The sequence below is a fragment of the Micrococcus terreus genome (genome assembly GCF_900116905.1).
In the GTDB taxonomy this organism is placed as follows: domain Bacteria; phylum Actinomycetota; class Actinomycetes; order Actinomycetales; family Micrococcaceae; genus Citricoccus; species Citricoccus terreus.
On the sequence record NZ_FPCG01000011.1, the window covers coordinates 1 to 23085 of the forward strand.

Genomic DNA, 23085 nt, shown 5'->3' on the forward strand with positions numbered 1-23085 from the left:
CGGGATCGATGCACGGGGCGTCTTCGTCCACTGCCAGGGTGGCATCGACCAGTGCCGTCAGCGCCTGCGCCAGGTGCGAATCGGCGATCTCATATCGTGTCCGACGACCCTCGGGCTCGAAGACGACGATCCCGCAATCGCGCAGGCATGCCAGGTGGTTGGACACGTTCGGGCGTGTCAGGTCCAGATCTCGGGCCAGTTCCGCCGGGTAAGCGGGATGGTCGAGCAGGGTCAAGATGATCCGGGATCGAGTGGGGTCGGCCAGTGCACGACCCAGGCGGTTCATCACGTCGAGACGCGAAGCAATAGTCAGCATGGACTGAACTATACAGCGCGAACTGAACACTCGGTCACAGGCGTCAGCCCAGATCGCATGCCCGCAAGGGGATCCTTCACCGGGACAGCGGCCGACGGCAGGCCGGAGGAATAGGCGTCGCGATAGGGTGCACCCCGCGCAACAGAACCGTTGCGAAAGGTCTAACACCCCAACGCAACAGAGTGGGCCGCCATGCGCTGCCACGGGCCCGTGAACTTCGGTGTCACAGGTAGCGGCAGACATCCTCGGGGGAGCACGTGGCCGGGTCGCCGGCGGCGGCGTCCTCGCGCAGGTCGGCGATCGTGGTGCGTAGCTGCGCGAGCTCGGCGAGTTGCCGGTCGATCACATCAAGGCGGGTGTCGAGCAGGTCGGTGACGTGCCGGCAGGGGGCCTGCCCCCGGTCGCGGATGTCCAGCACCTGACCGATCTGGGCCAGGGTCAGCCCGGCCGCTTGCCCCCGGCGGATGAAGTCCAGCCGGTCGAGCACCTCGGCGCCGTAGTCCCGGTAGCCCGCCGGGGTGCGGTCCGCGGCGGGTAGCAGCCCGACCTCCTCGTAGTACCGCAGGGTCTTGCTCGTCGTGCCCGACGCCCGAGCCACCTCACCGATCCGCATGCCACTCATTCTCCCCCTTGACCTTCCAGTGCACTGGAAGGTCGATCCTGAGGGCGATGAAGGAGGAGTTCATGACGGCAACGGCTAACAGCAGGTCGTATGACCTGGCAATGATCGGGTCCGGTGGGGCGGCGTTCGCGGCCGCGATCCGCGCCACCAACCTCGGCAGACGGGTGGTGATGATCGAGCGTGGCACCGTCGGCGGTACCTGCGTGAACACCGGGTGCGTGCCCTCTAAGGCCTTGCTCGCGACCGCCGAGGCCCGCCACGTCACACTCGACGCCTCCCGGTTCCCCGGCCTGCCGCTCCCCGAAGTCCGGCCGGTCGACATGCCCGCCTTGATCGCCGGCAAGGATCGGCTCGTCGGGTCACTGCGTGGCGAGAAGTACCTGGACCTGGCCACCGAGTACGGATGGGATCTCCACCCCGGGGACGCCACGTTCGTCGGCACACCCAGCGAGCCGGCACTGCGCGTCACCGGCCCTGACGGCACGGTGGAGACGGTCCGGGCCGCGCACTACCTCATCGCCACCGGCTCCAGGCCCTGGGCGCCGCCGGTCCCCGGCCTGCAGGAGGCCGGTTACCTGACCTCGACCACCGCGATGGAACTGGACCACGTCCCGGAGTCGCTGCTGGTCATCGGCGGCGGCTACGTCGCGATGGAGCAGGCCCAGCTCTTCGCTCGGCTCGGCGTCCGGGTCACCATGCTGGTCCGCTCACGGCTGGCGTCCCAGGAAGAACCCGAGGCGTCCACCGCCCTGGATGAGATCTTCACGGACGAAGGCATCCAGATCATCCGCGGCGCGGTGCCCAGCGCGGTCCGCCGCGACCCGGCCACCGGCGAGGTCACGGTCACTGCCACCACCACTGACGGCTCACAGGAACTCCGGGCGGCCGAGGTACTCGTCGCCACCGGGCGCCGCCCGGTCACCGCCACGCTCGGTCTCGACACCGTCGACGTGCGCACCGGCGACCACGGCGAGGTGGTCGTCGACAGCCATCTGCGCAGCACCAACCCGCGCGTCTGGGCTGCCGGTGACGTCACCGCCCACCGTCAGTTCGTGTACGTCGCCGCGGCCCACGGCGCCCTCGTCGCCGACAACGCCCTCACCGGCGCCGGCCTCGAGGTCGACTACCGCCACCTGCCCCGGGTCGTGTTCACCAGCCCCGCCCTGGCCGCCGTCGGGATGACCGAACGGCAGGCCTCCGCTGCCGGGATCCGCTACGACAGCCGTGTCCTGTCACTCGCGCACGTCCCACGCGCGATCGTCAACCGCGACACCCGCGGGTTCATCAAGATGGTCACCGACGCCGACACCGGCCGCATCATCGGCATTACCGCCTTGGCCCAGGACGCCGGCGACCTCGCCGCCGCCGGGGTCTACATGCTCGAGGCCGGCATGACCACCAGCCAGGTCGCCAACCTCTGGAGCCCCTACCTGACCATGGCCGAAGGCCTCAAGCTCACCGCGCAGGCCTTCACCACCGACATCGCCAAGCTCTCCTGCTGCGCGGCGTGAACCTGCCCCGCACACAGGGACACCGATAGGGGACCGCCTCGCCCCGGGGCGCGAGACAAGAAAATGGGCGCCGATCAGCCCTACTTACTGGCACCCCTGCGTATCGGACCTGCAACCACCGGGGAGTTCAGTCGATGCAAGAACTCCCGTCCCAGGCCTATATCTGGACGTCTTCACGACCTCTACGTGCTCGACCCGACGAGGACAGCACTGGACGACGCGATGACCGCCTTGCGGCGCCGCCATGAGGCCGCGGTCCGTTTGGGCCGCGTCACCGCACCACCATGACCACGATCGTCACCACGTAAGCCGCGGCGACCAGACCGATCCCCAGCAGGGTGAGCACCACCCCGCGCCGGGCCGGCCGCTGGCCCTCGTCCGGCCCGGGGCCCTTGCCGTGCTTCGCGGTCATCGCGCGCTCCTAAGACGTTGCTCAAGCATGTGCGGCTCTCGCGAGCGGGCTTCCGTGCCGAGTGCTACCAGCTCAGGTCGTGACAGCCGTCGCTGCCGGCGCCCTCCACCTGCAAGGTGGCATGGGCGATACCGTAACGGTCGCGCAGCACCCGGCGCGCGCCGGCAAGCACGGCGCCGTGGTCCGCGCCCTGGTCAGCGACCAGGTGGGCCGTGGCCACGTTCATCCCCGACGTCAGGGTCCACAGGTGCAGGTCGTGGACCTCCTCCACCCCCTCGACCGCGTCCAGGTCACCGGCGACGTCCTCCGGGTCCACCCCTTCCGGGGCGTGCTGGCCCAGCACCGCGATCACCTGCCTGCCCAGAACCACTGCCCGGATGATGACGAAGACCGCGATGAGCGCCGCGACCACGACGTCCCAGATCGGCTGGCCGGTGAGGATGATCAGCACGCCGGCGACCATGACACCCACCGACCCGGCGGCGTCGGCGATCACCTCGTAGTAGGCGCCCTTGACGTTCAGGCTGTCCTTGGCCCCGCTGCGCAGCAGCAGCATGGAGATGATGTTGATCACCAGGCCGGCGAAGCCGACCGCGAGCATAGCGCCGGAGGCCACCTCCGGCGCGTCGCCCAGCCGGCTGATGGCCTCGACCACCACGTACACCCCGACCGCGAGCATCGCCAGCACCGCCAACGCCGAGGCGAACACCTCGGCCCGGTAGGAGCCATAGGTGCGTCGCCCTGTGGAGTCCGGCCGGCTCGCGATGCGCGTCGCCAGCAGCGCCGCACCCAGCACCACCACATCGGCAGCCATGTGCCCGGCATCCGACAGCAGCGCCAACGACCCCGACACCAGCCCCGCGACCAGCTCGATCAGGAAGAAGCCCGCCGTCAGGGCGAACGCCCCCGCCAGCCGCCGACGGTAGCGGCCACCGGCATGCCCGGTCGCCGGGGCATGGCTGTGTCCCGCCCCCATCAGCCCTGCCCCTCGTGGCGGGCGTGCTCACGGGAGACGTCCAGCAGCATCCGCACATGCCCGTCAGCGAGGCGGTAGTACACCATCCGCCCCTCCCGGCGGTTCTCGACCACCCCAGCGGTACGCAGCACCCGCAGCACCTGGGACACCGACGCCTCCGCGACATCGACCGACGCCGCCAGGTCACACACGCACAGCTCGCCGGCCTCCAGCAACGCATACAGCACCCGGGCACGGCGCGGGTCCCCCAGGAGCTTGAACAGCCCGGCCAACCTGCCGGCCTCGCGCTCGTCGGGGATCCTCTCCCGGGTCAGCGCCACCTTCTCCGGATGGACGGCGGTGACCTGACACGAATCCAACGGCGTCACACTCATGCCACGACCATACACCAATGCAGATGTGCAGATATCAGCAGCGGGAGCCACACACGAGAGGTCAGCAGGTTCTGTATGGTCAGCGCATGCTGACTATTGCTTCGCGGCTGGACGTGATGAACCGGCTGGGCCGGGCGATGGCCGACCCGACCCGCTCCCGCATCTTCATGACACTCCTCGAGGGCCCGAGCTACCCGGCGGTACTCGCCCGCGACCTAGGCCTGACCCGGTCGAACGTGTCGAACCACCTCACCTGCCTGCGGGACTGCGGCATCGTCGTGGCCGAGCCCGAGGGGCGCCAGACGCGGTACGAGATCGCCGACCCCCACCTGGGGGCGGCGATGACCGCGCTGGTCGAGGTGACGCTGGCCGTCGATGAGAACGCCCCGTGCGTGGATGCCACCTGCACGGTGCCCGGCTGCTGCCCGAGCGGGACCGTGGCATGAGGGCGACCACCCACACCCCCGTCGAGGAGCTCGAGACCGACGACGAGCACGAGACCCCGTGGTGGGCTGACCGCGCCGTCCTGATCCCCATCGCCTCGGGGGTCGCGTTCGTCGCCGGGCTGGCCTGTGAGTGGTCCGGCGCCCAGAGCGCGGCGCTGGTGCTGTTCTGGGTCGGTCTGCTGCTCGGGGCCTCCACGTTCGTCCCCGGTGCGCTGCGCAAGCTCGCCACGGGCAAGCTCGGCATCGCGCTCCTCATGACGATGAGCGCCACCGGCGCGGTCATCCTCGGCCACGTGGAGGAGGCCGCGGCCCTGGCCTTCCTCTACTCCATCGCCGAGGCCTTGGAGGACCGGGCGATGGACCGGGCGCGTGCCGGGCTGCGCGCGCTGCTCAAGCTCGTGCCCCAGAGCGCCACCGTCCTCACCGACGGCCATAGCGCGAGCGTCCCGGCCCGTGACCTGGCCGCGGGGCAGGTCATGCTGATCAGGCCCGGTGAGCGCATCGCCACCGACGGCATCGTCCGCAGCGGGCACAGCAGCGTGGACACCTCGGCGATCACCGGTGAGTCCATCCCCGTCGAGGTCGGCCCCGGTGATGAGGTGTCTGCCGGGGCGATCAACGCCGCCGGAGCCCTGCAGGTCGAGGCGACCGCGCCCGGCACCGACAACTCCCTGACCACGATCGTGAGCCTGGTCGAACGCGCCCAGGCCGAGAAGGGGCAACGCGCCCGGCTGGCCGACCGCATCGCCCGTCCGCTCGTGCCCGGCGTCCTGGTCCTGGCCGTGCTGGTCGCGCTCATCGGCTCACTCGCCGGTGACCCGCAGACCTGGATCACCCGCGCCCTGGTGGTGCTCGTGGCCGCCTCCCCGTGTGCGCTGGCGATCGCGGTGCCGATCACCGTGGTCTCCGCGGTCGGCTCGGCCAGCAAGTTCGGCGTCATCATCAAGAGCGGTGCCATCTTCGAACGATTCGGGGACATCGGGCACGTCGCCTTCGACAAGACCGGGACCCTGACCCGCAACCAGCCCACCGTCACCGCCGTCGTCCCCGCCGCCGACGTCACCGAGCAACAGGTCCTGGCCTGGGCCGCCGCGCTCGAGCAGCACAGCACCCACCCCCTCGCCACCGCCATCACCCACGCCGCCCCCACAATCCCCGCCGCCCAGGGCACCACCGAGGAAGCCGGCCACGGAATCCACGGCACCGTCGACGGCGCCGTAGTGCTGGTCGGCAGCCCCCGCTGGGTCGACCCCGGCGACCTCACCTACCGGGTCCGTGACCTGGAGGCCCAGGGGATGACGGTCGTCGTCGTCCACCGCGACGGCGCGGTCGCCGGGGCGATCGGGGTGCGTGACGAGCTCCGTCCCGAGGTCCCCGAGGTCATCACGACCCTGGCGGGCCAGGGCATCGACGTCACGATGCTGACCGGAGACAACGAGCGCACCGCCCGCGCCCTCGCGGCCCAGGCCGGCATCAGCGACGTGCGCGCCGAGCTGCGCCCCGAAGGCAAGTCCGCCGCCGTGGGCGAGCTCAGCGTGCGCCGGCCCACCGCGATGATCGGTGACGGCATCAACGACGCCCCCGCCCTGGCCGCGGCCGACGTCGGGATCGCGATGGGAGCCACCGGCTCCGACGCCGCGATCGAGTCCGCCGACATCGCCTTCACCGGCCAGGACCTGCGCCTGCTGCCCCAGGCCATCGCCCACGCCCGACGCGGACGGCGCATCGTCAACCAGAACATCGTCCTGTCACTGCTCATCATCGCCGCGCTGCCACCCCTGGCCATCACCGGCGTCCTGGGCCTGGCCGCCGTCGTACTCATCCACGAAGTCGCCGAGGTCCTGGTCATCCTCAACGGCCTGCGCGCCGCACGCACCCACCAGCCCACGCGCGGACACTGACCCCCGCGGACCAACGCGGCCCCACTGACCCACCGCCGGCGGTCCGGCGCGCCCTGAAAGGCACCGATGGAACTGCTCACCCCGATCCTGCAGGCGATCGGCCTGTTCGTGGCCACGAACATCGACGACATCATCGTCCTGTCCCTCTTCTACGCCCGCGGCGCCGGCCAGCGGGGCACCACCCGCAAGATCCTGCTCGGCCAGTACCTCGGCTTCGGGGGCATCCTGCTCGCCGCCGTGGTGATCTCCCTCGGGGCCCGCAGCTTCCTGCCCGAGGACGCCCTGCCCTACTTCGGGCTCATCCCCCTCGCCCTGGGCCTCTACGCGGCATGGCGAGCGTGGCGCAACCGCGGTGACGACGACGATGACGAGGCCAAGGTCGCCGACAAGCAGGTCGGAGTCCTGACCGTGGCCGCCGTGACGTTCGCCAATGGCGGAGACAACATCGGGGTCTACGTCCCCGTCTTCGCCACCGCGTCCACCACCGCGATCATCGCCTACTGCCTCGTCTTCCTCGCCCTGGTCGGCCTCCTCGTCCTCGCAGCCAAGTACGTCGCCACCCGCCGGCCCATCGCCGAGATCCTCGAACGCTGGGAACACATCCTCTTCCCGCTGGTCCTCATCGGCCTCGGCATCGTCATCCTCCTCGAGGGCGGCGCCTTCGGCTTGTAGCTCACGCCCGCGGCGCCCGACATCACTGGAAATTCAACGACGACTGACAGAACGTCGCGGTCCTCGGGAGCAAACGCTGTTACCTCTTCTGCGGCGGGAGGGGGAGGTCTGCGGCATGAGCATTGACCGTCCCGTAAGTGGAACCCCCACCGGACGCTCAGTCGGTTGACGTTGATCGACCTCGGCACGCCTTGGACAGCGTCCCGTAGGCCCCGTTATGCCGAGTTCGGCATAACCGGTCTCATGCCGAGCAGCAGATTATGCCGAGATCGGTGACAAGTAGATGCATCGTGCCTGCTCAGAGGCGTTCTTGGTGTTGGGCTGCTCGGCATAATCCAGGCGCCCCGGAGAAAGCGAGGAGGCGGTCTGGGGATCATCCCGCGCGCCATCTCTCGCAGGCGGTGCGCGTCAATCCGCGGGATCCCCATGCGCACTCACCCTTGTCCCTGATCGATCTTCCCGACGAGATCAACGAAACGGACCAACAGGCACCGACGAAGTCGACCGTTATGCCGAGCGGCTCACCCCGAACACCGCTCTGACCAGCAACAAGACGAGCCGCCGGACCGCCACTCGGCATAACCAGCTGCTCGGCATGAGACCCGTCCGGTGGTCCGTCCCGATGACGGGGCGTCATACGAAGCACCCTGGAGAGGTACCTCCGCCGTGCGAGCTGTACCCCCGGTTGGCGCCAAGCGGGTGGGGGCTCCGGGCATTTCTGTCCACTCCACACCATGTCATCGAACACATCTGTAGGTCGGGTGAAGGTGCGTGGCCGCCGTCGGGATGTCCCATCAGCTCACCTGCAGAGTGGTGAGGCAGGTGGGGTCCTCGGCCCCGGTGGAGACCTGCTGACTGCCCGAGCGTCCGTCCACCTCCACGGTGAGCGTGCCGGTGGTGTCCGCCGGCAGCCAGAGGCCCACGAAGCCGTTGGTGTAGGAGGTGCGCTGCTCATCCACCAGCACCTCACCGCGCGCGTCGGTGAACGTCACCGTCATCTCCTGGTCCACCAGTTCCCCCTGGCAGCCGGCCAAGCTGTGCAGGAAGCACTCGTGGGTGGTGGTCTCGAAGGGCGCGACGGAGAGGTAGAAGCGGTCCTCCGCCAACGGCACGGCGAGCTGCTCCTGGCCCACAGTCAGCTGCACGGACTCCGGCGTGACCGAGCCCATCAGCCCCAACTCACGATCACGGTGGGTGTCCTCCAGTGCGGAGACCAGCTCCTCCACCGGCTGGTCTGCAGACAGGCCCAGCTCGGTCAGCGCCTGTTCTGGGGTGGTCACAGCCTGGCCGGCGGAGGGTTCGGATGCTGGCTGCTCCGCTGGCGCGCAGGCCGCCAGGGTGAGGGCAGCCGTGGCAGCGAGTGCGGCCAGAGGAGTTCGCCGGGCGCGTCCGGTGCCACGAGCGCGGGGCGTCAGTGGTGCGGCGGAGACGGTCATGACTCCATTCTCGCCCCCGCGTCCAGTCACCGTCCAGCCGCGCCTGCCAAGGTGGAGACAGACCATCAACCTCAACCCGAAGGAGCACCCCATGGCTGAGATCCTGATCATCGGCGGACACGGCAATGTCGCCCTGCTGGCCACCCCCGTCCTGGCAGAACAGGGACACACGGTCACCTCCGTCATCCGCAACCCGGACCACACGGCCGAAGTCGCCCAGGCCGGTGCCACCGCACTGGTGCTGGACGTGGAGACCGCCACCCAGGACGAGCTCGCCGCGGCGTTCCAGGGCAAGGACGCGATCGTCTGGTCGGCCGGCGCCGGCGGAGGCAACCCGCAGCGCACCTACGCAGTGGACCGGGACGCGGCCATCCGCTCCATGGACGCCGCCGCCCAGGCCGGGGTGAAGCGGTACATCATGGTGTCCTACCAGGGCGCGCGCACGGACCACGGGGTCCCGGAGGATAACCCGTTCTTCGCCTACGCCGAGGCCAAGGCCGCCGCCGACGAGCACCTGCGCGGCACGGACCTGGACTGGACCATCCTGGGTCCGGGCAAGCTCACCCTGGACGAGCCCACCGCCCAGGTCCGCCGGGTCTCGGACAATGAGGCGGAGAGCGGCGAGGAGGCCCGGGACACCTCGCGCGGGAACGTCGCCCAGGCCATTGTCACCGCCCTGGCCATGCCGGAGACTGTGGGTCAGCAGATCGAGTTCGTGGACGGGGACACTCCCCTGGCGGACGCCTTCCGCTCGGCCTGATCCGCCCCGGGTCGCCGCTCTCACGCACTGAGGAGCCCACCATGGCCCAGTTCCTGCTCACCGTCTGGCACGAGCCCGGTGTCCACGCCGCCGGCACCGCCTACGCCTCCGAGGAGGAGATGATGGCCGCCTTCGCCGCGGTGGGGCAGTTCAACCAGATGCTCCAGGACCGTGGTGCGTGGGTGACCGCCGGTGGGCTGACGCCCCCGGAGGAGGCCACCGTGGTGGACGGCACCCAGCCCGACGCCGGCCCCGTCACCACCGAGGGTCCCCTCGCCGAGGCCTCCCATCACCTGGGCGGGTTCTGGATCATCGAGGCCGCCGACCAGGACGAGGCGGTGAACCTGGCGGCTGCCGCGTCCTCGGCGTGCGGCAGCCCGGTGGAGGTCCGCGCCCTGCAGGGCTGAGCCTCGCCCCGGGAGGGGCCGGGTACACTCGGCCGTGACGACAGGGGAGCCCCATGAACGGGGGCTGAGAGTGCGCGAGCAGACCCTTGAACGTCCGCAGCCTCCACCAGCATCCGCGTCCGTCCGGGCGGGCACGTGGCCCGGCTGCGGGAGTCCGCCGCGCAGGACTGGGACGCCGCCGTGGACCACCGGTTCGTGCAGGAACTGTTCGCCGGGACCGTGGAGGACGAGGTGCTGCGCGGTTACCTGGTGCAGGACTACCAGTTCTTCGACACCTTCCTCTCCATGCTCGGCGGCTGTATGGCCCACGCCGACCAGGTGCCCGCCAAGCTGCGCTTCGCCCGCCAGCTGGGCATGCTCGCCGCTGATGAGGACGGATACTTCCAACATTCTTTCGATGAGCTGGGCGTACCCAAGTCCGATCGCACCAATCCCGAGCTCACGGACACCACGGCTGCGTTCCGTCAGGCGATGTCCGAGGCCACCGCCTCCCAGTCCTATCCGCACCTGCTGGTGCTGCTGGTGATCGCCGAGTGGCTCTATCTGGACTGGGGCGAGCGGGAGGTGAAGATGCCCCGGCGGTACGTGCACACCGAGTGGATCGAGCTGCATCGGGGCCAGGACTTCCGGGCCTGGGTGCAGTTCCTGGTGGACGAGCTGGAGCGCGTCTTCCCGTAGGACCCCGCCGCACAGGACCGTCTCACCCAGGTGTGGTGCCACGTGGTGGGACTGGAGCTGTCCTTCCTCGAGGTCGCCTACACCTGAGATCCTTGAGCACCTGGACTGGAACCGTAACCCCCACTAGACTACGTAAACGAAAAAAACGAAAACCCTACGGTGTCCCTCGAGCCCGAAAGCAGGATCCACGATGCGCCCCAGCACGGCCGCTCAGGAGACGTTCTTCGCTCCGGAAAGTCCCGAGACCGGGCAGGTCTTCGACTTCATGGAAGCGCACGCAGCGAAGACCGGGGAACGCCCTGCACCGCAGTTCTTCCTGTCGGGTCCGGAACCGGGGGACCAGGTCCAGCTCCCTCCCGAGATCTGCGAGGTCCTGGTCAAGGCCGTGGGCGCCATGCGCAAAGGGATGGCTGTCACCATCACACCGAGTTCGATGACACTCACCACCCAGCAGGCGGCAGAACTCCTGGGTGTCACTCGACCCACCGTGGTGCGCCTGTTGGATGAAGGCTGCATTCCTTTCGAGAAGCCGGGAACTCATCGACGGATCAAGTTGGAGGACGTGGTGGAGTACAAGGAGAAGCGCCGAGCCGCTCAGTACAGTGCCCTCGACGCGCTCGGCACGATAGATGATGAGGATCGCCACCTAGCGACCGAGCGCACGAGAAGAGCCCGCGCTGAAGCTGCCCGCCGACGCCGCTCTGCCTGACGGGCGTCGGACACAGCAATGTTCACTGCGCTCCTCGACAGCTGTGTCCTCTGGCCGAGCACTCTGCGAGACTCCCTTCTGTCTTTGGCATTCGAGGGCTCCTACCGCTTCGTGTTCAGCGAAGCGATCCTCCTGGAAGTGGAGGTCAACGAAGAGCTGAAACTCATGGACCGAGGCAGTCCACGAGAAGAGTCTCGGAGTCGTGCCACACATCTTGCGCCGCAGATGCGTCTGCACTTCGGGGACTCGATCGTGACCGGATGGGAAGGCCTGGAGGGAACCTTCAGCCTTCCCGACGAAGACGACGAGCACGTGCTGGCAGCGGCCGTGGTCGGAGGGGCTGGCTGCATCGTCACGGAGAATCTTCGAGATTCCCCCCGATCCTGGTTCCGCAGGGTATTGAGATCGTCACTCCAGCCAAGTTCGCCTACGAGACAGTCTCACTTCGTCCAGACCTTGGGCTGGCGGCCGTCAAAGCCATGTCAGCAAGGTCCGGTCGGAATCATGCACCGCTGACCCTCACGAGATCCTGGATTCACTCGATTCGCTCTACGGTCTCCACGACACGACACAGATCATCCGAGATCATCTGGTCTGATCAGCCCCAGCCACCCCACCACGCCTCGAGGTCCGGCTCGTTGCGCAGGGTCTGCCAGCCCAGCTCGGCGAGGTCGATGTGCCGGGTGAGGGTGGGGTCGGCGGTGGCCCAGCGGGCCTGGCGCCAGCAGGCGCGGGAGCTGGTCAGGGTGGCGACCGGTTCAGTGCCGTCGGCACCGTCCGAACCGTCTACACACTCCGTTCCGTCCACGACCTCCACCCGGTCCACGCCCTCGCGCTCCAGCTCGAGCAGCCACGAGCTGACCTCAGCAGGATTCGGCCGCACACCTGATCCGGCGGGGCGGACGGGAACCTGCAGGTCCACGGTCCAGTCGGCGGCGCGCGCCAGCTCGGCCGCGGTGACCAGTGGAACAGATCCGACCGGACGCGTCTGCGCATCGTCAACATCGTCCGGGCGCAGGGTCCGTGGCCTCTGCACGGACCACTGGATCCGGGGGTCGGTCAGGCAGGAGCGGGCCGGCTCCGGGAGCGGCTCACCCGGAGCATCGGCGTTCCGGACGGACACCACCGCGTTGGGCACCGCCTGCAGCACCGCGTCCACGCACAGCACCCCGGCCGCCTGACTCCCCTCCCCCAGCGGGACCGTGACCTCCACGCGGGGGCCGCGGGCCGTCGTCGGGCCCTGGATGCCACCGCCCACCGGGCTGAGGTGACCGGTCAGACCCAGAGCGGAACCGCGCGCGGTGGGGGCGGAGATGCGCGGGGCCAGGACCATGGACTCGCGGTTCTTCACGCGGCGGGCCTCGGCGGGGTCCTCGCGGCCGGCGAAGTCCGGACCCACGTGCCAGCAGACCGCCTCCGGCACGTGTGCCAGCAGTCCGCCCGCGCGCCATAGCCGATGCGCCAGCTCCCAGTCCTCGCCGCCGTAGCCCACGAACCCGGGGTCGAACCCGCCCGCGTCCACGTAGACCTCGCGTGCCATGGTCAGCACCGCGGAGATGACGAATCGGTAGGCGGTGGAGTCCGCGTGCAGCAGGTTCCCCGTATGCGCGTAGGCCTCGCGCAGCCACTCGGGCTCGGTGAGGACGTGGCTGTCCGGGACGGGGTCGCCCGGGCGCCAGCCGGTGTCCAGGAGGCTCTCATCCAGGTGCCGACGGCGGCCGACCACCACCGCCTCCGGGCTGAGCGCGGGAAGTCGGGCGGCAGCCGTGAGGTAGTCCGGCGCCGGGATCATGTCCCCGTCCAGGAACGCCAGCACCTCGCCTTCTGCGGCAGCTGCACCCAGGGCCCGCGCGGCCGAGGCCCGGAAGCCCCGATCCTCCTGACGGACCACGCGCGTGTGGAACGGCAGGTCCGCGGGCAGCTGCGGCGGGTCTGGTGAGCCGTCGTCCGCGATGATCAGCTGCGTCCGGCTGGCCGGGTGGTCCTGCGCGGCGAGGGCGGAGAGGAGCAGGTCCAGTCCGGCCTGGTCCCGGTAGAAGGGCACGACGACGGAGATCGCCGGAGCGCGTGCCTCACCGGGCGCGGGGATCAGGTGGGTGGGCTGGGCGAGCTGGTCCCAGCGGTTGCCGGGGACAGGCTGGCCGCGCAGGGACGGGGAATCGGGCGGGAGGGTCATGACAGGGTCTCCGTCAGGAACTGGAGCAGGGCGCCGGCGCAGTCCTGCGGACCGGGAGCGAGCGAGGCCGAGCTGTCCAGCCAGGTCAGGCCGGGGTCGGTGGTGGCGGCGGCGATGCCAGCGGTGAGGGCGGGCAGCGGGTCCGCGGTGGGCTGCACGGCGAGCGTCCCGGGACGCAGGCGGTCCATCTCCTGGGTGTAGGTCCCGGCGGGGACGATCGCCCGGCGGCCCACGGACATCCAGCTGGCCAGCGAGCCGGACGCGGAGACGTTGCGGTGTGCGGCCACGGGGATGCCGGCGGCCAGCAGTGCGGCGTCCAGGTGCTCGTCCGCCACGAACCCGGTGGCGCGGAAGGACAGCCCCAGGGCCTCCGCCTGCTCGGTGAGCTCTCCCACGAGGTGGTCGTGACCGGCGGCGACCGGGCCCAGGGCGGTCACCCGGGAGGGCAGCTCGGCGGGTGAGCCGGGACGGGACTGCTGCGAGCGGACTGCGGCGAGCGCCTGCAGGGCCTCCGCGTGGCCCTTGCCGGGGTAGAGGAAGCCGAGCACCACCACGTCCTGGTCCAGTCCGGACAGCTCCTCCGGCAGCTGCCTGGCCCAGGCGGCGGGGTCGGTGCGGGCTCGGTGGACGGCGTCCGGGTCACGCCGGTCCGGGACGGGCAACGGGACCACGGTGATCCGCGGGGCCGACTCCGATGAGGCTGCTGGGCCGGATGCCGCCGTGCCCGAGCCGCCACCGTGCTCAGTCAGGATCCGCTCCAACAGGGTCCGTTCGTGCGCGCTGGAGACCACGATCCCGGCGGCCCACTGCGCCAGGTCGGCATAGGCGGCTGCCCGTGCGGCGTAGCGGGCGGCACCCTCGGCCGGCTGCGGGACATCATGCAGGGTGAGCGTGGTGCGGTTCCCCTCCAGGGCCTCCGTCAGCAGGGCGACGGCCTCCCGGGGAGTGTCCCCGAAGAGGGAATCGGTCACATCCAGGTGCACCGCCACACCGCCTGCACGGTTCCCCGCGGACCACTCGCGCAGCCCCTCGGCGTCCGGCAGGTGGACCAGGTCCACAGATCCACCCTGCCGGATCAGTTCCCGCGCGGTGGCCAGCCCGTGCCGCACCACGCCGTGCCGCTCCGGCCCGACCGCGAGATAGACGAGGCCAGTCAGATCGGTCCGCCCGGTTCGTCCGGGGTCGGCATCCAGCCCACCGCTCACGCCATCAGTCCCAGCTGCCGCATCAGCTCGGCATGCCGCTGCACACCGGTTCGCACGGCCTCCGGGTTCTCCCGGTACCAGCCCAGGTGGGCCTGACGGACCTCGGTGTCCGGGACCTCACGTCCGCCCACCACCCAGTGCTCTCGCGCCGGACCCTCCAGGCCCAGTCCGTCCAGGATCTGCTGTTCGATCGGGGCCAGCACATCGCCCAGCATCACCCGGTCCGGCACCGCCACGGACGGGTCCGCGCCCAGCTCAGCACGCACCTTCCCGGCGAGCAGCGCCAACACCGTGTTGGACGGGTGGTTGATGGTGTGGAACCCGGGCTCGTCCAGACGCGCCAGCTCCTCGGTCACGGTCAACGTGCCGTGCGCGGACTCGCGGGCGCGCAGCCGGTCCAGGGAGTCGGCCGCCAGGCGCTGAACGGTGCCCGCCGTGAGCGGAAGCCGTGGGGCACCCCAGGTGTCCTCGCCCTCGTCAGGTGCGGGGCCGTCGTCGGGAACCGCCTGTCCCTGATGCACACCGAACCCGTGCACGCCCTCCATCCCCAGTTCGGCCGCCGCCTGCGCCAGGGTGCGCAGGTCGTGGTACGGCACCACGGGCGGATCCTCGTCCGGACGGTCCGGGTGGCGCACCGTGACCTGCCAGGGGAACAGGCCGGAGTCGTAGAGCACCGGGATGCGCACCTGGCGGGCGCCCTCCGGCAGGAGCTGGGCCAGCTGATCGGTGCCCAGCGGCATGCCCCGGTAGTCGTCCGCCACGGGCTGGGCCACCAGGACCGTGGTCTGGGCGAGCAGCCGCTGCAGGTGCGGCAGGTCCTCCGGGGTCATCTCGAACACGGGCGGGATGCGCACGCTGGGGGGCAGGGCGAGATCAGGACGAGAGGTGATCAGCTGGCGCAGCGCCTCGGCCTGGCAGTTGCCCAGCACGATCAGCACTCCGGACGCGCCGGACTCACTGGACTGGGCAGCAGGCAGTGGCTCGAGCCCGTAGAAGTGTCCGTAGTGGCGTCGCCGGCCCTCGTCCACCGGTGGGGTGTGGGTGGTCATGTCCACAACAGTAGGCTGGAGATCAGCGTTCTGATAGGAGCCCCGATGAACCCCGCCATCCCGAACACCCCCTCGCCGGATGCACCGGTGAATCCGAACATCCCGGCCCTGGGCGGCCAGGTGACCCAGCTGCCCACGCAGGTCACCGTGCAGCCGGTCCCGGCCGGGCACCCCTACGCGCAGCACATCCTGCCGGTGGACCTGGAGCCCTCCTACACGGTGCTGGTGGACCCGAAGGTCCCGGACGCGCCCGAGGGGCAGTGGTGGCCGCCGCGCGCGCTGGACGCCGACTGGCTGCTCGAGGACCCCACCCACCTGCCGGACATCCTGCACGTGCACTTCGGCTTCGAGCACTACTCCCCCCTGCAGCTGCGCCGTCTCGTGGAGGTGCTGCGCCAGGCCGGCTCCGCCCTGGTGATCACCGTGCACGACCTCGAGAACCCGCATCTGACCGAGCAGAAGGCCCACCTGGACCGGCTGCAGGTGCTGGTGCCCGCCGCGGACGAGGTGCTCACCCTGACCGAGGGCGCCGCCCAGGAGATCCAGCGCCGCTGGGGCCGGCACGCCACCGTGGTCCCGCACCCGCATGTGCTGCCGCTGGAGCAGCTGCCCGTCGCCCCGTCCACAGGCCGGCGCCGCGCCGCCACCCCGGAGGATGAAGGGCACGATGACGGCCAGTCCGGTTTCCCGTTCACCCTCACCGCGGGTGCCCGGCGGCAGGCCCCCACCTCCGGTGACACGGTCACGATCGGCGTGCATGCCAAGGACCTGCGGGCCAATGTGGATCCGATCAGCGTGATGGACGGACTCCAGGCCACCCGGGACCTGCTGAAGGCCCAGGGGATCGAGGCCACCGTGCGGTTCGACGTCCACCGCGGTGTGCAGCGCCGCGGCATGCTGGAGATCCTGCAGAAGGAGGCCGCGGCCCGGGACATCCAGGTCTGGGAGCACAACCGCCTCTCGGACGACGAGCTCGCCGCCGACCTGCTCAACCTGGACGTCTCCGTCCTGCCCTACGGCTTCGGCACCCACTCCGGCTGGGTGGAGCTCTGCCGCGACCTCGGCGTGCCCGTGGTGGTCAATGACGTGGGCTTCGTGGCCGAGCAGGCCGCCGCGCCCACCCCCGGGGCCCCGGCAGACGCCGTCTCGCCGATCGGGGTGTTCACCACGGCGGACCCGCAGTCCATGGCCGCCGCGATCGACCGACTGCTGGATCAGCGCGGCCGGATCCACCCCGCCACCCGGGAGGCCCGTGCCGAGCAGCGCGAGCAGATCGCCGCCGTGCATGACGAGGTCTACAACCGCGCCCTGGCCGTGGCCCGCTCCCGCGCCGCCGCCCGGTGAGGCTCTCAGGCGGGGAGGCTGACTGTTCGGACTGGTCGGACTGTTCGGTCCTGGTCATCACCGGGGGGCGTGACGCCCACCTGGAGCGCGTGGTGCGCGGGCTGGAGCGGGCCGTGCCGCGCCCGGCCGAGGTCGTCGTCGTGTTCATGGACCAGCCGGACGGGCAGGTCCCGGAGACGGACCTGCCCGTGGTGGTCGGCCATGTCAACCCTCCAGACGGCGGCGGGAGACTTCCGCTGGCCGAGGCCAGGAACGCTGCGGCCGAGTTGGCCACCCGGGCGGTGCTGGTGTTCCTGGACGTGGACTGCATACCGGCGCAGGACGCCGTCGGGCGACTCTGCCGGACGGTGCAGGAGCATCCGGGGTCGCTGGTGATGGGCACGCCTCGGTACCTGGAGCCGGACTGGCTGGCGCGCGGCGGGGCGAGTGTCGGCGGTGCCGGGTCCGGGGCAAGCGGCCCGGGTGCTGACCCGGACCCACTGCTGCGGGAGCTGTCCGTCCTGCATGCCGCACGGGCCCACCTGGCCGAAGGTCCCACGCAGGACTGGCACCTGGTCTGGACGCTCGTGCTGGCGGTCAGCGCGGCGGACCACGCACGCCTGGGCGGATTCGACACCGGATTCAGCGGCTACGGGGCCGAGGACACGGACTACTCCTTCCGAGCCCGGGACGCCGGGCTGGCCCTGAGGCACTGCGGTGCAGAGGTCTTCCACCAGCACCACGGCGTCTACCGGCCACCGCTGCACCATGTCCAGGACATCGTGGTGAACGCCCGGCGGTTCCGCCAGGTGCACGGCGTGTGGCCCATGGAGGGCTGGCTGGAGCAGTTCGAGGACCTGGGCCTGGTGCGCTGGGACCGGGAGGGTGAGGTGCTGGAGTTCCTGCGGGCCCCCACCGAGGCCGAGCTGACCGCCGCCCGGGATGACCGGCGCGCCTACTGACCGGAACCGCCCGACAGACCGGCTCGGGGAACCTGCGGAGCGCATTGTTCTCACCGCTGCAGGGCATTCTTTCGATCTGCGCATAGGTGACACATGGTGAGCTGAGTCACTGTACGTTCGTCAGAGTCTTCCGCACCGTGAACCGAGGAGCCCTGATGAGCGCATCACCTGCTGTGGTGAACCAGCCCACCCCCCAACAGCGCCGGACCACCATCCTCGCCGCCAGCGTGGGAACGGTGATCGAGTGGTACGACTACATGGCCTACGCCTTCGTCGCCGTCACCCTCGCCGCGGTCTTCTTCCCCGCAGCCGACACCGCCACGGCAGTGCTCTCGGCCCTGGCCGTGTTCGGCGTCTCCTTCCTGTTCCGCCCGCTCGGCGGAGTGGTCTTCGGCCACATCGCGGACAAGTTCGGCCGCCGCCCCGCGCTGACCATCTCGGTGATCGGCATGGCCATCGCCTCCGCACTGATCGGCCTGCTGCCCACCTACCTGGCGGTCGGGATCGTGGCACCCATCCTGCTGGTGCTGCTCCGTGCCCTGCAGGGCATCGCCGCCGGCGGCGAGATGGCCAGTGCGGCCACCTACGCCTCGGAGGCCTCGGACACCCGCCGTCGCGCCTTCGACGTCAGCTTCGTGAACCTGGGCCTGGTGATCGGCACCGCCCTGGGCGCCGTCGTCGTGGGCCTGCTGTACGCAGGCCTGAGCGAGGAGCAGATGCTCGAGTGGGGCTGGCGCGTGCCCTTCCTGCTCTCGGTGCCGCTCGGCATCGCCGCCATGATCATCCGCAGGTTCATGGAGGAGTCCCCCGAGTTCGATGCCCTCAAGAAGGACAACAAGGTCAAGAAGGCCCCCATCCTCCAGGCCTTCAGCGAGGCACCCGGCCGCGTCATGCTGGTCACCGGACTGAACCTGGGCTCCTTCGCGGCGTACTACATCGTGTTCACCTATATGTCCACGTGCTTCCAGACCCAGGGGATCATGACCGCCGCACAGGCCTCCTGGTCCTCCGTGGCCTCCCTGGTCGTCGCCGGCGTGTTCATCCCGTTCTGGGGCCGGATGTCAGACCGCTTCGGGCGCAAGCCGATCTTCCTCTTCGCCACGGCGTCGCTGACGGTGCTGTCCTACCCGCTCTTCCTGCTGATGAAGCAGGGCTTCGTCTTCGCCATGGCCGGCCACATGGTCTTCGGCATCCTGGAGGCCGCGTACCTGGGCGTCTACCTGGCCGCCTACACCGAGCTGTTCACCCCGGCCCTGCGCGTGTCCGGGATCGCCATGGGCTACAACATCTCCTCGATCATCGCCGGGGGTCCGGCCGCCTACGTCTCCCAGTGGCTGATCGGGGTCACCGGGATCGCCGAGGCCCCGGCGTTCTTCGTCATCGCGATGACCGGTTTCAGCTTCGTGGTCTGCCTGGTGTGGTATCACGAGACAGGGGGCCGACCGCTTCCCGGACAGCGCATCCAGCAGCCCCAGCGCGAGCCCGTGCACACCTGATGCCGACCCGACCCACCATCCCGAAGGACAGCAGATGAGCAGCTATCACACCCTGAACCCCGCCACCGGCGAGCAGCTGGCCACCTATGACACGCTGACGGACGAGCAGGTCGAGCGACTGATCGACCAGGCCGTGCAGACCAGCCGGACCTGGCGTCAGGTGCCCCTGGACGAGCGTTCCCAGGCACTGACCCGCATCGCCGACCTGTATGAAGAGCGCGCGGAGGAGCTGGCCCAGACCATCACGCGGGAGATGGGCAAGCCGATCACCGCGGCCCGGGGTGAGATCAAGACCGTTGTCGGGATCTACCGCTACTACGCCGAGCAGGGTCCCGGCTTCCTGAAGGACGAGAAGATCGATGTCCAGGGGTCCGGATCCGCCTACATCCGCCGGGAGGCCATCGGCGTCCTGTTGGGCATCATGCCCTGGAACTTCCCCCACTATCAGGTCGCTCGCTTCGCAGCGCCCAACCTCCTGCTGGGCAATGTGGTCACCATCAAGCACGCCGCCAACTGCGGTGCCTCGGCCCAGGCGATCCACCAGCTGATGGCCGATGTCGGCCTGCCGGAGGGCGCGTACACGAACCTGTTCGCCACCCATGACCAGGTCGAGAGCCTCATCGCCGACGACCGCATCCAGGGCGTCTCCCTGACCGGCTCCGACGGCGCCGGTGCCAAGATCGGTGCCCTGGCCGGCAAGCACGTGAAGAAGGCCGTGCTGGAGCTGGGCGGATCCGACCCATTCATCGTCCTGGAGGACGCCGACCTGGACGAGGCCACCACCGGCGCCGTGATGGGCCGCCTGGTCAACACCGGACAGACCTGCACCTCCTCCAAGCGGTTCATCGTGGTCGACTCCGTGTACGACGCCTTCGTGGAGCAGTTCGTGGCCAAGATGTCCGCTGTCCAGCCCGCTGACCCCACCCTGGAGGACACCCTGGTGGGGCCGCTGTCCTCCGCACGCGCCCGGGACGAGCTGCACGAGCTGGTCGAGGACGCCGTGCAGAACGGCGCCACCGTGCTCACCGGCGGTGCGCCCGTGGACGGACCCGGCTCGTTCTACCAGCCGACCATCCTCTCCGAGGTCACCGAGAAGGCCCGTGCCTACCGGGAGGAGCTCTTCGGGCCCGTAGGAGTGGTCTACCGCGTCCCGGATGAGGAGGCCGCGATCCGTCTGGCCAATGACTCCCCCTACGGACTGTCCTCCTCCGTGTACTCGACGGACATCGAACGGGCCCAGGCGGTCGGCGCCCAGCTGGAGACCGGCATGGTGTGGGTCAACAGCACCTCCAAGTCCTCCGCGGAGCTGCCCTTCGGCGGCGTCAAGCGCTCAGGTTTCGGCCGCGAGCTGGGCCAGCTGGGCATCGAGGAGTTCGCCAACCGCAAGCTGATCCGCATCCCGTGACATCCACCGACCTCGCCGACCCCACTGGCCCCACCGAGAGGAGCGGTCGATGACGACCGTACGCAGTTTCGCCCAGCTGTCGGCTGAGGACACCCACATCCAGGAGCACTCGCTCGAGGTGCCGGAGCCGCAGGGGCATGAGGTCGTCGTGGACATCAGCCACGCCGGCGTGTGCCACACGGACATCCACGTCCGAGAGGGTGGCTATGACCTCGGTTCAGCCGGCTGGATGTCGATGACCGACCGGGGTGTGAAGCACCCCTTGGTCATGGGCCACGAGATCGCTGGGACCATCAGTGCCGTCGGACCCGATGTCACGGACCGCAAGGTCGGTGACCAGGTCGCCGTCTACCCCTGGCTGGGCTGTGGCGAGTGCGCGACCTGTGCGGACGGCCACGAGAACCTGTGCATGCATGCCTCCCGCATCATCGGGATCATGCGCGCGGGCGGTTATGCCGAGCAGGTCTCGGTCCCGCATGAGAAGTACTGCGTACCCCTGGACGGTGTGGATCCGGCCTGGGGTGCCACCCTGGCCTGCTCGGGACTGACCGCCGTGGCCTCTGCCGACCACGTGCTGTCCATGACCGCCCTGGAGAAGGATCTGCCGGTGGCCGTGATCGGTGCCGGTGGCGTGGGACTGATGTGCGTCGCCGCCCTGCACGCCCAGGGTCTGACGAACATCGCCGTGCTGGACCGATCGGACGCCAACTTCGAACGAGCCCAGGAGCTCGGTGCCCGTCAGACGATGCTGGTCCAGGACGAGACCACACCGGACGACGTCAAGACGGCGCTGGGAGACACCCCCGTCGCGGTGATCGACGTGGTCAACTCCGGGACCACCGCCACCTTGGCGTTCAACACCGTGCGCAAGAGCGGACGGGTGATCCTCGTGGGGCTGTTCGGCGGGGAGATCGTCCTGCCCACGGTGCTGTTCACGCTGACTCAGAAGTCGATCGTCGGCAACTACGTCGGCGGACTGCAGCACCTGCACACCGCGCTGTCCCTGGCGCGCGAGGGACGTCTTCCTCGCATTCCCGTCCAGGAGACGCCGATGACTGCGGACTCCGTGCAGCAGACCCTGGACGACCTGGAGGCAGGCCGCTCCCGCGGACGGACGGTGCTGACCGTCTCGAGGTGATCTGCTGATCTGCTCCGCAGACGAGAACGGCTCGCCCCCAGGTGGGGGCGAGCCGTTGACGCTTCAGGGGGTCAGTCGATCACCAGAAGACGGCGAGGGCGACGTTGACCAGGGTCAGACCGCCCACAGCGTGGGCCAGGCCGGTGGAGACCGGCTGGTCCTTGGCGATCTTGCGGCGACCGATGATGGCGGCCACCAGCACGGCGATCAGCACGACGAGCTTGACGGCGATCTTGATGTGGTTGACCTGACCGTCGCCCATCTCCAGCAGGCCGACCAGCGCGACGCCGGTGACCAGCTGGATCCAGGCGCCGATGTGCTGCCACTGCAGCACGGTGGGGTTGCGGAAAGTGGCCAGCCAGCCGCCCAGCAGGGCGGCGGTGCCCACGAAGTGGAGGAAGAGAACAAGGGAGTGCACGAAGTCCATCCTTCGAGCGTACCGTCGTCTCGACAGCGTGTCGAAAAGACCTGCAGTCAGGGTTAGGATGGCCCCGACTCAGGAGGAGATCCATGCCCCGCATCAGTGAGGCCACCGTGGCCGAGCACCGTGCAGCCCGCGAACGGGCGCTGCTCGACGCCGCCCACGAGATCCTGCTCGAGACCGGGGAGGCCCCCGGGCTGCCCCAGGTGGCCCAGCGGGCCGGCCTGGCTCGGACCAGCGTGTACCAGTACTTCGCCTCCAAACAGGACCTGCTCCAGGCCATGGTCCGGGACATCTACCCCCGGTGGACCGAAGGCATCACCGCCGCCATGGCCGCCGCCCCCACCGAGGCCGACCGGATCCTGGCCTATGCCGTGGCCAATGTGCGGCTGGTGGCCGACGGTGCCCACGCCGTGGGCAGCGCCCTGGCCGCGCTGGCACCCGGCGAGGAGCTGGACGAGCAGGCCACCCGGATGCACCGCGAGGTCCAGGAGCCGCTGGTCCAGACCCTGACCGCACTGAACGTGGACTGCCCCGAGCAGGTGGCCGAGCTGATTAACGCGGTGGTGCACAGCACCGTGATGCTGCTCGAGTCCGGTCAGAGCGTGGACTCCGCCCTGTCCCACCTCCACGTGGTCCTGGGACCTCTCGTTCGCGAGCACGGGGGCACCGGCGCAGCCGTCTGACGGG

Annotated in this window: 25 protein-coding genes; 15 read left to right on the forward strand and 10 right to left on the reverse strand. The window is 69.8% G+C overall.

From position 1 onward, the window contains the following. Both cmtR (BM355_RS11905) and BM355_RS11910 read right to left on the reverse strand, forming a co-directional pair. A partial coding sequence (cmtR, locus tag BM355_RS11905) for a Cd(II)/Pb(II)-sensing metalloregulatory transcriptional regulator CmtR (protein WP_091699109.1) occupies positions 1-316 on the reverse strand: 316 nt, incomplete at its 3' end. Between the two features lie 223 nt (positions 317-539). Continuing rightward, on the reverse strand, positions 540-929 hold the full coding sequence (locus tag BM355_RS11910) for a heavy metal-responsive transcriptional regulator (RefSeq protein ID WP_036382791.1): 390 nt from the start codon (positions 927-929) through the stop codon (positions 540-542). Between the two features lie 71 nt (positions 930-1000). Here BM355_RS11910 and merA point away from each other — a divergent pair, with 71 nt between their 5' ends. Continuing rightward, entirely contained in the window at positions 1001-2449 is a 1449-nt protein-coding gene (gene merA, locus BM355_RS11915) for a mercury(II) reductase (protein WP_041103924.1), read from the forward strand. A gap of 271 nt (positions 2450-2720) precedes the next feature. Here merA and BM355_RS14370 read toward each other — a convergent pair whose 3' ends face one another. The 3 genes from BM355_RS14370 to BM355_RS11925 all read right to left on the reverse strand — a co-directional run bounded on the left by BM355_RS14370 (position 2721) and on the right by BM355_RS11925 (position 4211). Then, entirely contained in the window at positions 2721-2861 is a 141-nt protein-coding gene (locus BM355_RS14370) for a hypothetical protein (protein WP_002854087.1), read from the reverse strand. Between the two features lie 64 nt (positions 2862-2925). Next, positions 2926-3837, reverse strand: coding sequence for a cation diffusion facilitator family transporter (locus BM355_RS11920; protein WP_002854089.1), 912 nt, complete (start codon positions 3835-3837; stop codon positions 2926-2928). Further along, complete coding sequence (locus BM355_RS11925; protein ID WP_036334148.1) at positions 3837-4211, reverse strand: ArsR/SmtB family transcription factor; 375 nt, start codon at positions 4209-4211, stop codon at positions 3837-3839. The genes BM355_RS11920 and BM355_RS11925 overlap by 1 nt, the downstream gene beginning before the upstream one ends. A gap of 86 nt (positions 4212-4297) precedes the next feature. Here BM355_RS11925 and cmtR (BM355_RS11930) point away from each other — a divergent pair, with 86 nt between their 5' ends. The 3 genes from cmtR (BM355_RS11930) to BM355_RS11940 all read left to right on the forward strand — a co-directional run bounded on the left by cmtR (BM355_RS11930) (position 4298) and on the right by BM355_RS11940 (position 7230). After that, a complete protein-coding gene (cmtR, locus tag BM355_RS11930; protein WP_091699111.1) occupies positions 4298-4657 on the forward strand; it encodes a Cd(II)/Pb(II)-sensing metalloregulatory transcriptional regulator CmtR in 360 nt (119 codons plus the stop codon). After that, entirely contained in the window at positions 4654-6558 is a 1905-nt protein-coding gene (locus tag BM355_RS11935; RefSeq protein ID WP_068398428.1) for a heavy metal translocating P-type ATPase, read from the forward strand. Before cmtR (BM355_RS11930) ends, BM355_RS11935 begins: the two co-directional genes overlap by 4 nt. 66 nt (positions 6559-6624) lie before the next feature. Beyond that, positions 6625-7230 (forward strand): cadmium resistance transporter, encoded by a 606-nt coding sequence (locus BM355_RS11940; RefSeq protein ID WP_068398372.1) that lies wholly within the window; start codon positions 6625-6627, stop codon positions 7228-7230. Between the two features lie 794 nt (positions 7231-8024). On the opposite strand, the gene BM355_RS11945 is transcribed toward BM355_RS11940, so the two are convergent. Continuing rightward, entirely contained in the window at positions 8025-8666 is a 642-nt protein-coding gene (locus tag BM355_RS11945; protein ID WP_177227950.1) for a CueP family metal-binding protein, read from the reverse strand. A 91-nt stretch (positions 8667-8757) separates the two neighbouring features. Here BM355_RS11945 and BM355_RS11950 point away from each other — a divergent pair, with 91 nt between their 5' ends. From BM355_RS11950 to BM355_RS11970, 5 genes are all read left to right on the forward strand, one after another. Further along, entirely contained in the window at positions 8758-9426 is a 669-nt protein-coding gene (locus tag BM355_RS11950) for an SDR family oxidoreductase (protein WP_091698930.1), read from the forward strand. A 41-nt stretch (positions 9427-9467) separates the two neighbouring features. Beyond that, a complete protein-coding gene (locus tag BM355_RS11955) occupies positions 9468-9833 on the forward strand; it encodes a YciI family protein (RefSeq protein ID WP_091698932.1) in 366 nt (121 codons plus the stop codon). Between the two features lie 135 nt (positions 9834-9968). Then, positions 9969-10511, forward strand: coding sequence for a TenA family protein (locus BM355_RS11960; protein WP_245760793.1), 543 nt, complete (start codon positions 9969-9971; stop codon positions 10509-10511). A 190-nt stretch (positions 10512-10701) separates the two neighbouring features. Further along, positions 10702-11220, forward strand: a complete 519-nt coding sequence (locus BM355_RS11965; protein WP_091698934.1) for a helix-turn-helix domain-containing protein — start codon at positions 10702-10704, stop codon at positions 11218-11220. A gap of 18 nt (positions 11221-11238) precedes the next feature. Then, positions 11239-11736 carry a PIN domain-containing protein gene (locus BM355_RS11970; protein ID WP_245760794.1) on the forward strand — a complete coding sequence of 166 codons (498 nt, stop codon included), beginning with the start codon at positions 11239-11241 and terminating at the stop codon, positions 11734-11736. A gap of 82 nt (positions 11737-11818) precedes the next feature. Here BM355_RS11970 and BM355_RS11975 read toward each other — a convergent pair whose 3' ends face one another. From BM355_RS11975 to BM355_RS11985, 3 genes are read right to left on the reverse strand one after another with little or no spacing between them, the layout of a single operon-like run. After that, a complete protein-coding gene (locus BM355_RS11975; protein WP_091698937.1) occupies positions 11819-13396 on the reverse strand; it encodes a glycosyltransferase in 1578 nt (525 codons plus the stop codon). Continuing rightward, entirely contained in the window at positions 13393-14601 is a 1209-nt protein-coding gene (locus tag BM355_RS11980) for a glycosyltransferase family protein (protein ID WP_245760795.1), read from the reverse strand. The genes BM355_RS11975 and BM355_RS11980 overlap by 4 nt, the downstream gene beginning before the upstream one ends. Then, positions 14598-15650, reverse strand: coding sequence for a WcbI family polysaccharide biosynthesis putative acetyltransferase (locus BM355_RS11985; RefSeq protein WP_091698939.1), 1053 nt, complete (start codon positions 15648-15650; stop codon positions 14598-14600). Before BM355_RS11985 ends, BM355_RS11980 begins: the two co-directional genes overlap by 4 nt. Positions 15651-15695: 45 nt before the next feature. Between BM355_RS11985 and BM355_RS14710 the strand changes: the two genes are divergently transcribed. The 5 genes from BM355_RS14710 (at position 15696) to BM355_RS12005 (ending at position 21974) form a co-directional block, all read left to right on the forward strand. After that, positions 15696-16994: a glycosyltransferase family protein gene (locus BM355_RS14710; RefSeq protein WP_245760796.1), complete on the forward strand. Its 1299-nt coding sequence runs from the start codon at positions 15696-15698 to the stop codon at positions 16992-16994. A gap of 92 nt (positions 16995-17086) precedes the next feature. Next, positions 17087-17935 carry a glycosyltransferase family 2 protein gene (locus tag BM355_RS14715; RefSeq protein ID WP_245760797.1) on the forward strand — a complete coding sequence of 283 codons (849 nt, stop codon included), beginning with the start codon at positions 17087-17089 and terminating at the stop codon, positions 17933-17935. 155 nt (positions 17936-18090) lie between these two features. Then, on the forward strand, positions 18091-19431 hold the full coding sequence (locus BM355_RS11995) for an MFS transporter (RefSeq protein ID WP_091698942.1): 1341 nt from the start codon (positions 18091-18093) through the stop codon (positions 19429-19431). 34 nt (positions 19432-19465) lie between these two features. Further along, complete coding sequence (locus BM355_RS12000) at positions 19466-20836, forward strand: NAD-dependent succinate-semialdehyde dehydrogenase (protein ID WP_091698944.1); 1371 nt, start codon at positions 19466-19468, stop codon at positions 20834-20836. A 49-nt stretch (positions 20837-20885) separates the two neighbouring features. Beyond that, positions 20886-21974, forward strand: a complete 1089-nt coding sequence (locus BM355_RS12005; RefSeq protein ID WP_091698947.1) for an alcohol dehydrogenase — start codon at positions 20886-20888, stop codon at positions 21972-21974. Between the two features lie 79 nt (positions 21975-22053). On the opposite strand, the gene BM355_RS12010 is transcribed toward BM355_RS12005, so the two are convergent. After that, positions 22054-22401, reverse strand: a complete 348-nt coding sequence (locus BM355_RS12010) for a hypothetical protein (protein ID WP_091698949.1) — start codon at positions 22399-22401, stop codon at positions 22054-22056. Between the two features lie 83 nt (positions 22402-22484). Between BM355_RS12010 and BM355_RS12015 the strand changes: the two genes are divergently transcribed. Continuing rightward, positions 22485-23081 carry a TetR/AcrR family transcriptional regulator gene (locus tag BM355_RS12015; RefSeq protein WP_091698951.1) on the forward strand — a complete coding sequence of 199 codons (597 nt, stop codon included), beginning with the start codon at positions 22485-22487 and terminating at the stop codon, positions 23079-23081. Positions 23082-23085: the final 4 nt, after the last annotated feature.

What these genes read in the sequence shown, in the direction of transcription:
- BM355_RS11910 (WP_036382791.1), bottom strand. Translation starts at nt 929, where the DNA reads ATGCGGATCGGTGAGGTGGCTCGGGCGTCGGGCACGACGAGCAAGACC.
- merA (WP_041103924.1), top strand. Translation starts at nt 1,001, where the DNA reads ATGACGGCAACGGCTAACAGCAGGTCGTATGACCTGGCAATGATCGGG.
- BM355_RS14370 (WP_002854087.1), bottom strand. Translation starts at nt 2,861, where the DNA reads ATGACCGCGAAGCACGGCAAGGGCCCCGGGCCGGACGAGGGCCAGCGG.
- BM355_RS11920 (WP_002854089.1), bottom strand. Translation starts at nt 3,837, where the DNA reads ATGGGGGCGGGACACAGCCATGCCCCGGCGACCGGGCATGCCGGTGGC.
- BM355_RS11925 (WP_036334148.1), bottom strand. Translation starts at nt 4,211, where the DNA reads ATGAGTGTGACGCCGTTGGATTCGTGTCAGGTCACCGCCGTCCATCCG.
- cmtR (WP_091699111.1), top strand. Translation starts at nt 4,298, where the DNA reads ATGCTGACTATTGCTTCGCGGCTGGACGTGATGAACCGGCTGGGCCGG.
- BM355_RS11935 (WP_068398428.1), top strand. Translation starts at nt 4,654, where the DNA reads ATGAGGGCGACCACCCACACCCCCGTCGAGGAGCTCGAGACCGACGAC.
- BM355_RS11940 (WP_068398372.1), top strand. Translation starts at nt 6,625, where the DNA reads ATGGAACTGCTCACCCCGATCCTGCAGGCGATCGGCCTGTTCGTGGCC.
- BM355_RS11945 (WP_177227950.1), bottom strand. Translation starts at nt 8,666, where the DNA reads ATGACCGTCTCCGCCGCACCACTGACGCCCCGCGCTCGTGGCACCGGA.
- BM355_RS11950 (WP_091698930.1), top strand. Translation starts at nt 8,758, where the DNA reads ATGGCTGAGATCCTGATCATCGGCGGACACGGCAATGTCGCCCTGCTG.
- BM355_RS11955 (WP_091698932.1), top strand. Translation starts at nt 9,468, where the DNA reads ATGGCCCAGTTCCTGCTCACCGTCTGGCACGAGCCCGGTGTCCACGCC.
- BM355_RS11965 (WP_091698934.1), top strand. Translation starts at nt 10,702, where the DNA reads ATGCGCCCCAGCACGGCCGCTCAGGAGACGTTCTTCGCTCCGGAAAGT.
- BM355_RS11970 (WP_245760794.1), top strand. Translation starts at nt 11,239, where the DNA reads ATGTTCACTGCGCTCCTCGACAGCTGTGTCCTCTGGCCGAGCACTCTG.
- BM355_RS11975 (WP_091698937.1), bottom strand. Translation starts at nt 13,396, where the DNA reads ATGACCCTCCCGCCCGATTCCCCGTCCCTGCGCGGCCAGCCTGTCCCC.
- BM355_RS11985 (WP_091698939.1), bottom strand. Translation starts at nt 15,650, where the DNA reads ATGACCACCCACACCCCACCGGTGGACGAGGGCCGGCGACGCCACTAC.
- BM355_RS14710 (WP_245760796.1), top strand. Translation starts at nt 15,696, where the DNA reads ATGAACCCCGCCATCCCGAACACCCCCTCGCCGGATGCACCGGTGAAT.
- BM355_RS11995 (WP_091698942.1), top strand. Translation starts at nt 18,091, where the DNA reads ATGAGCGCATCACCTGCTGTGGTGAACCAGCCCACCCCCCAACAGCGC.
- BM355_RS12000 (WP_091698944.1), top strand. Translation starts at nt 19,466, where the DNA reads ATGAGCAGCTATCACACCCTGAACCCCGCCACCGGCGAGCAGCTGGCC.
- BM355_RS12005 (WP_091698947.1), top strand. Translation starts at nt 20,886, where the DNA reads ATGACGACCGTACGCAGTTTCGCCCAGCTGTCGGCTGAGGACACCCAC.
- BM355_RS12010 (WP_091698949.1), bottom strand. Translation starts at nt 22,401, where the DNA reads ATGGACTTCGTGCACTCCCTTGTTCTCTTCCTCCACTTCGTGGGCACC.
- BM355_RS12015 (WP_091698951.1), top strand. Translation starts at nt 22,485, where the DNA reads ATGCCCCGCATCAGTGAGGCCACCGTGGCCGAGCACCGTGCAGCCCGC.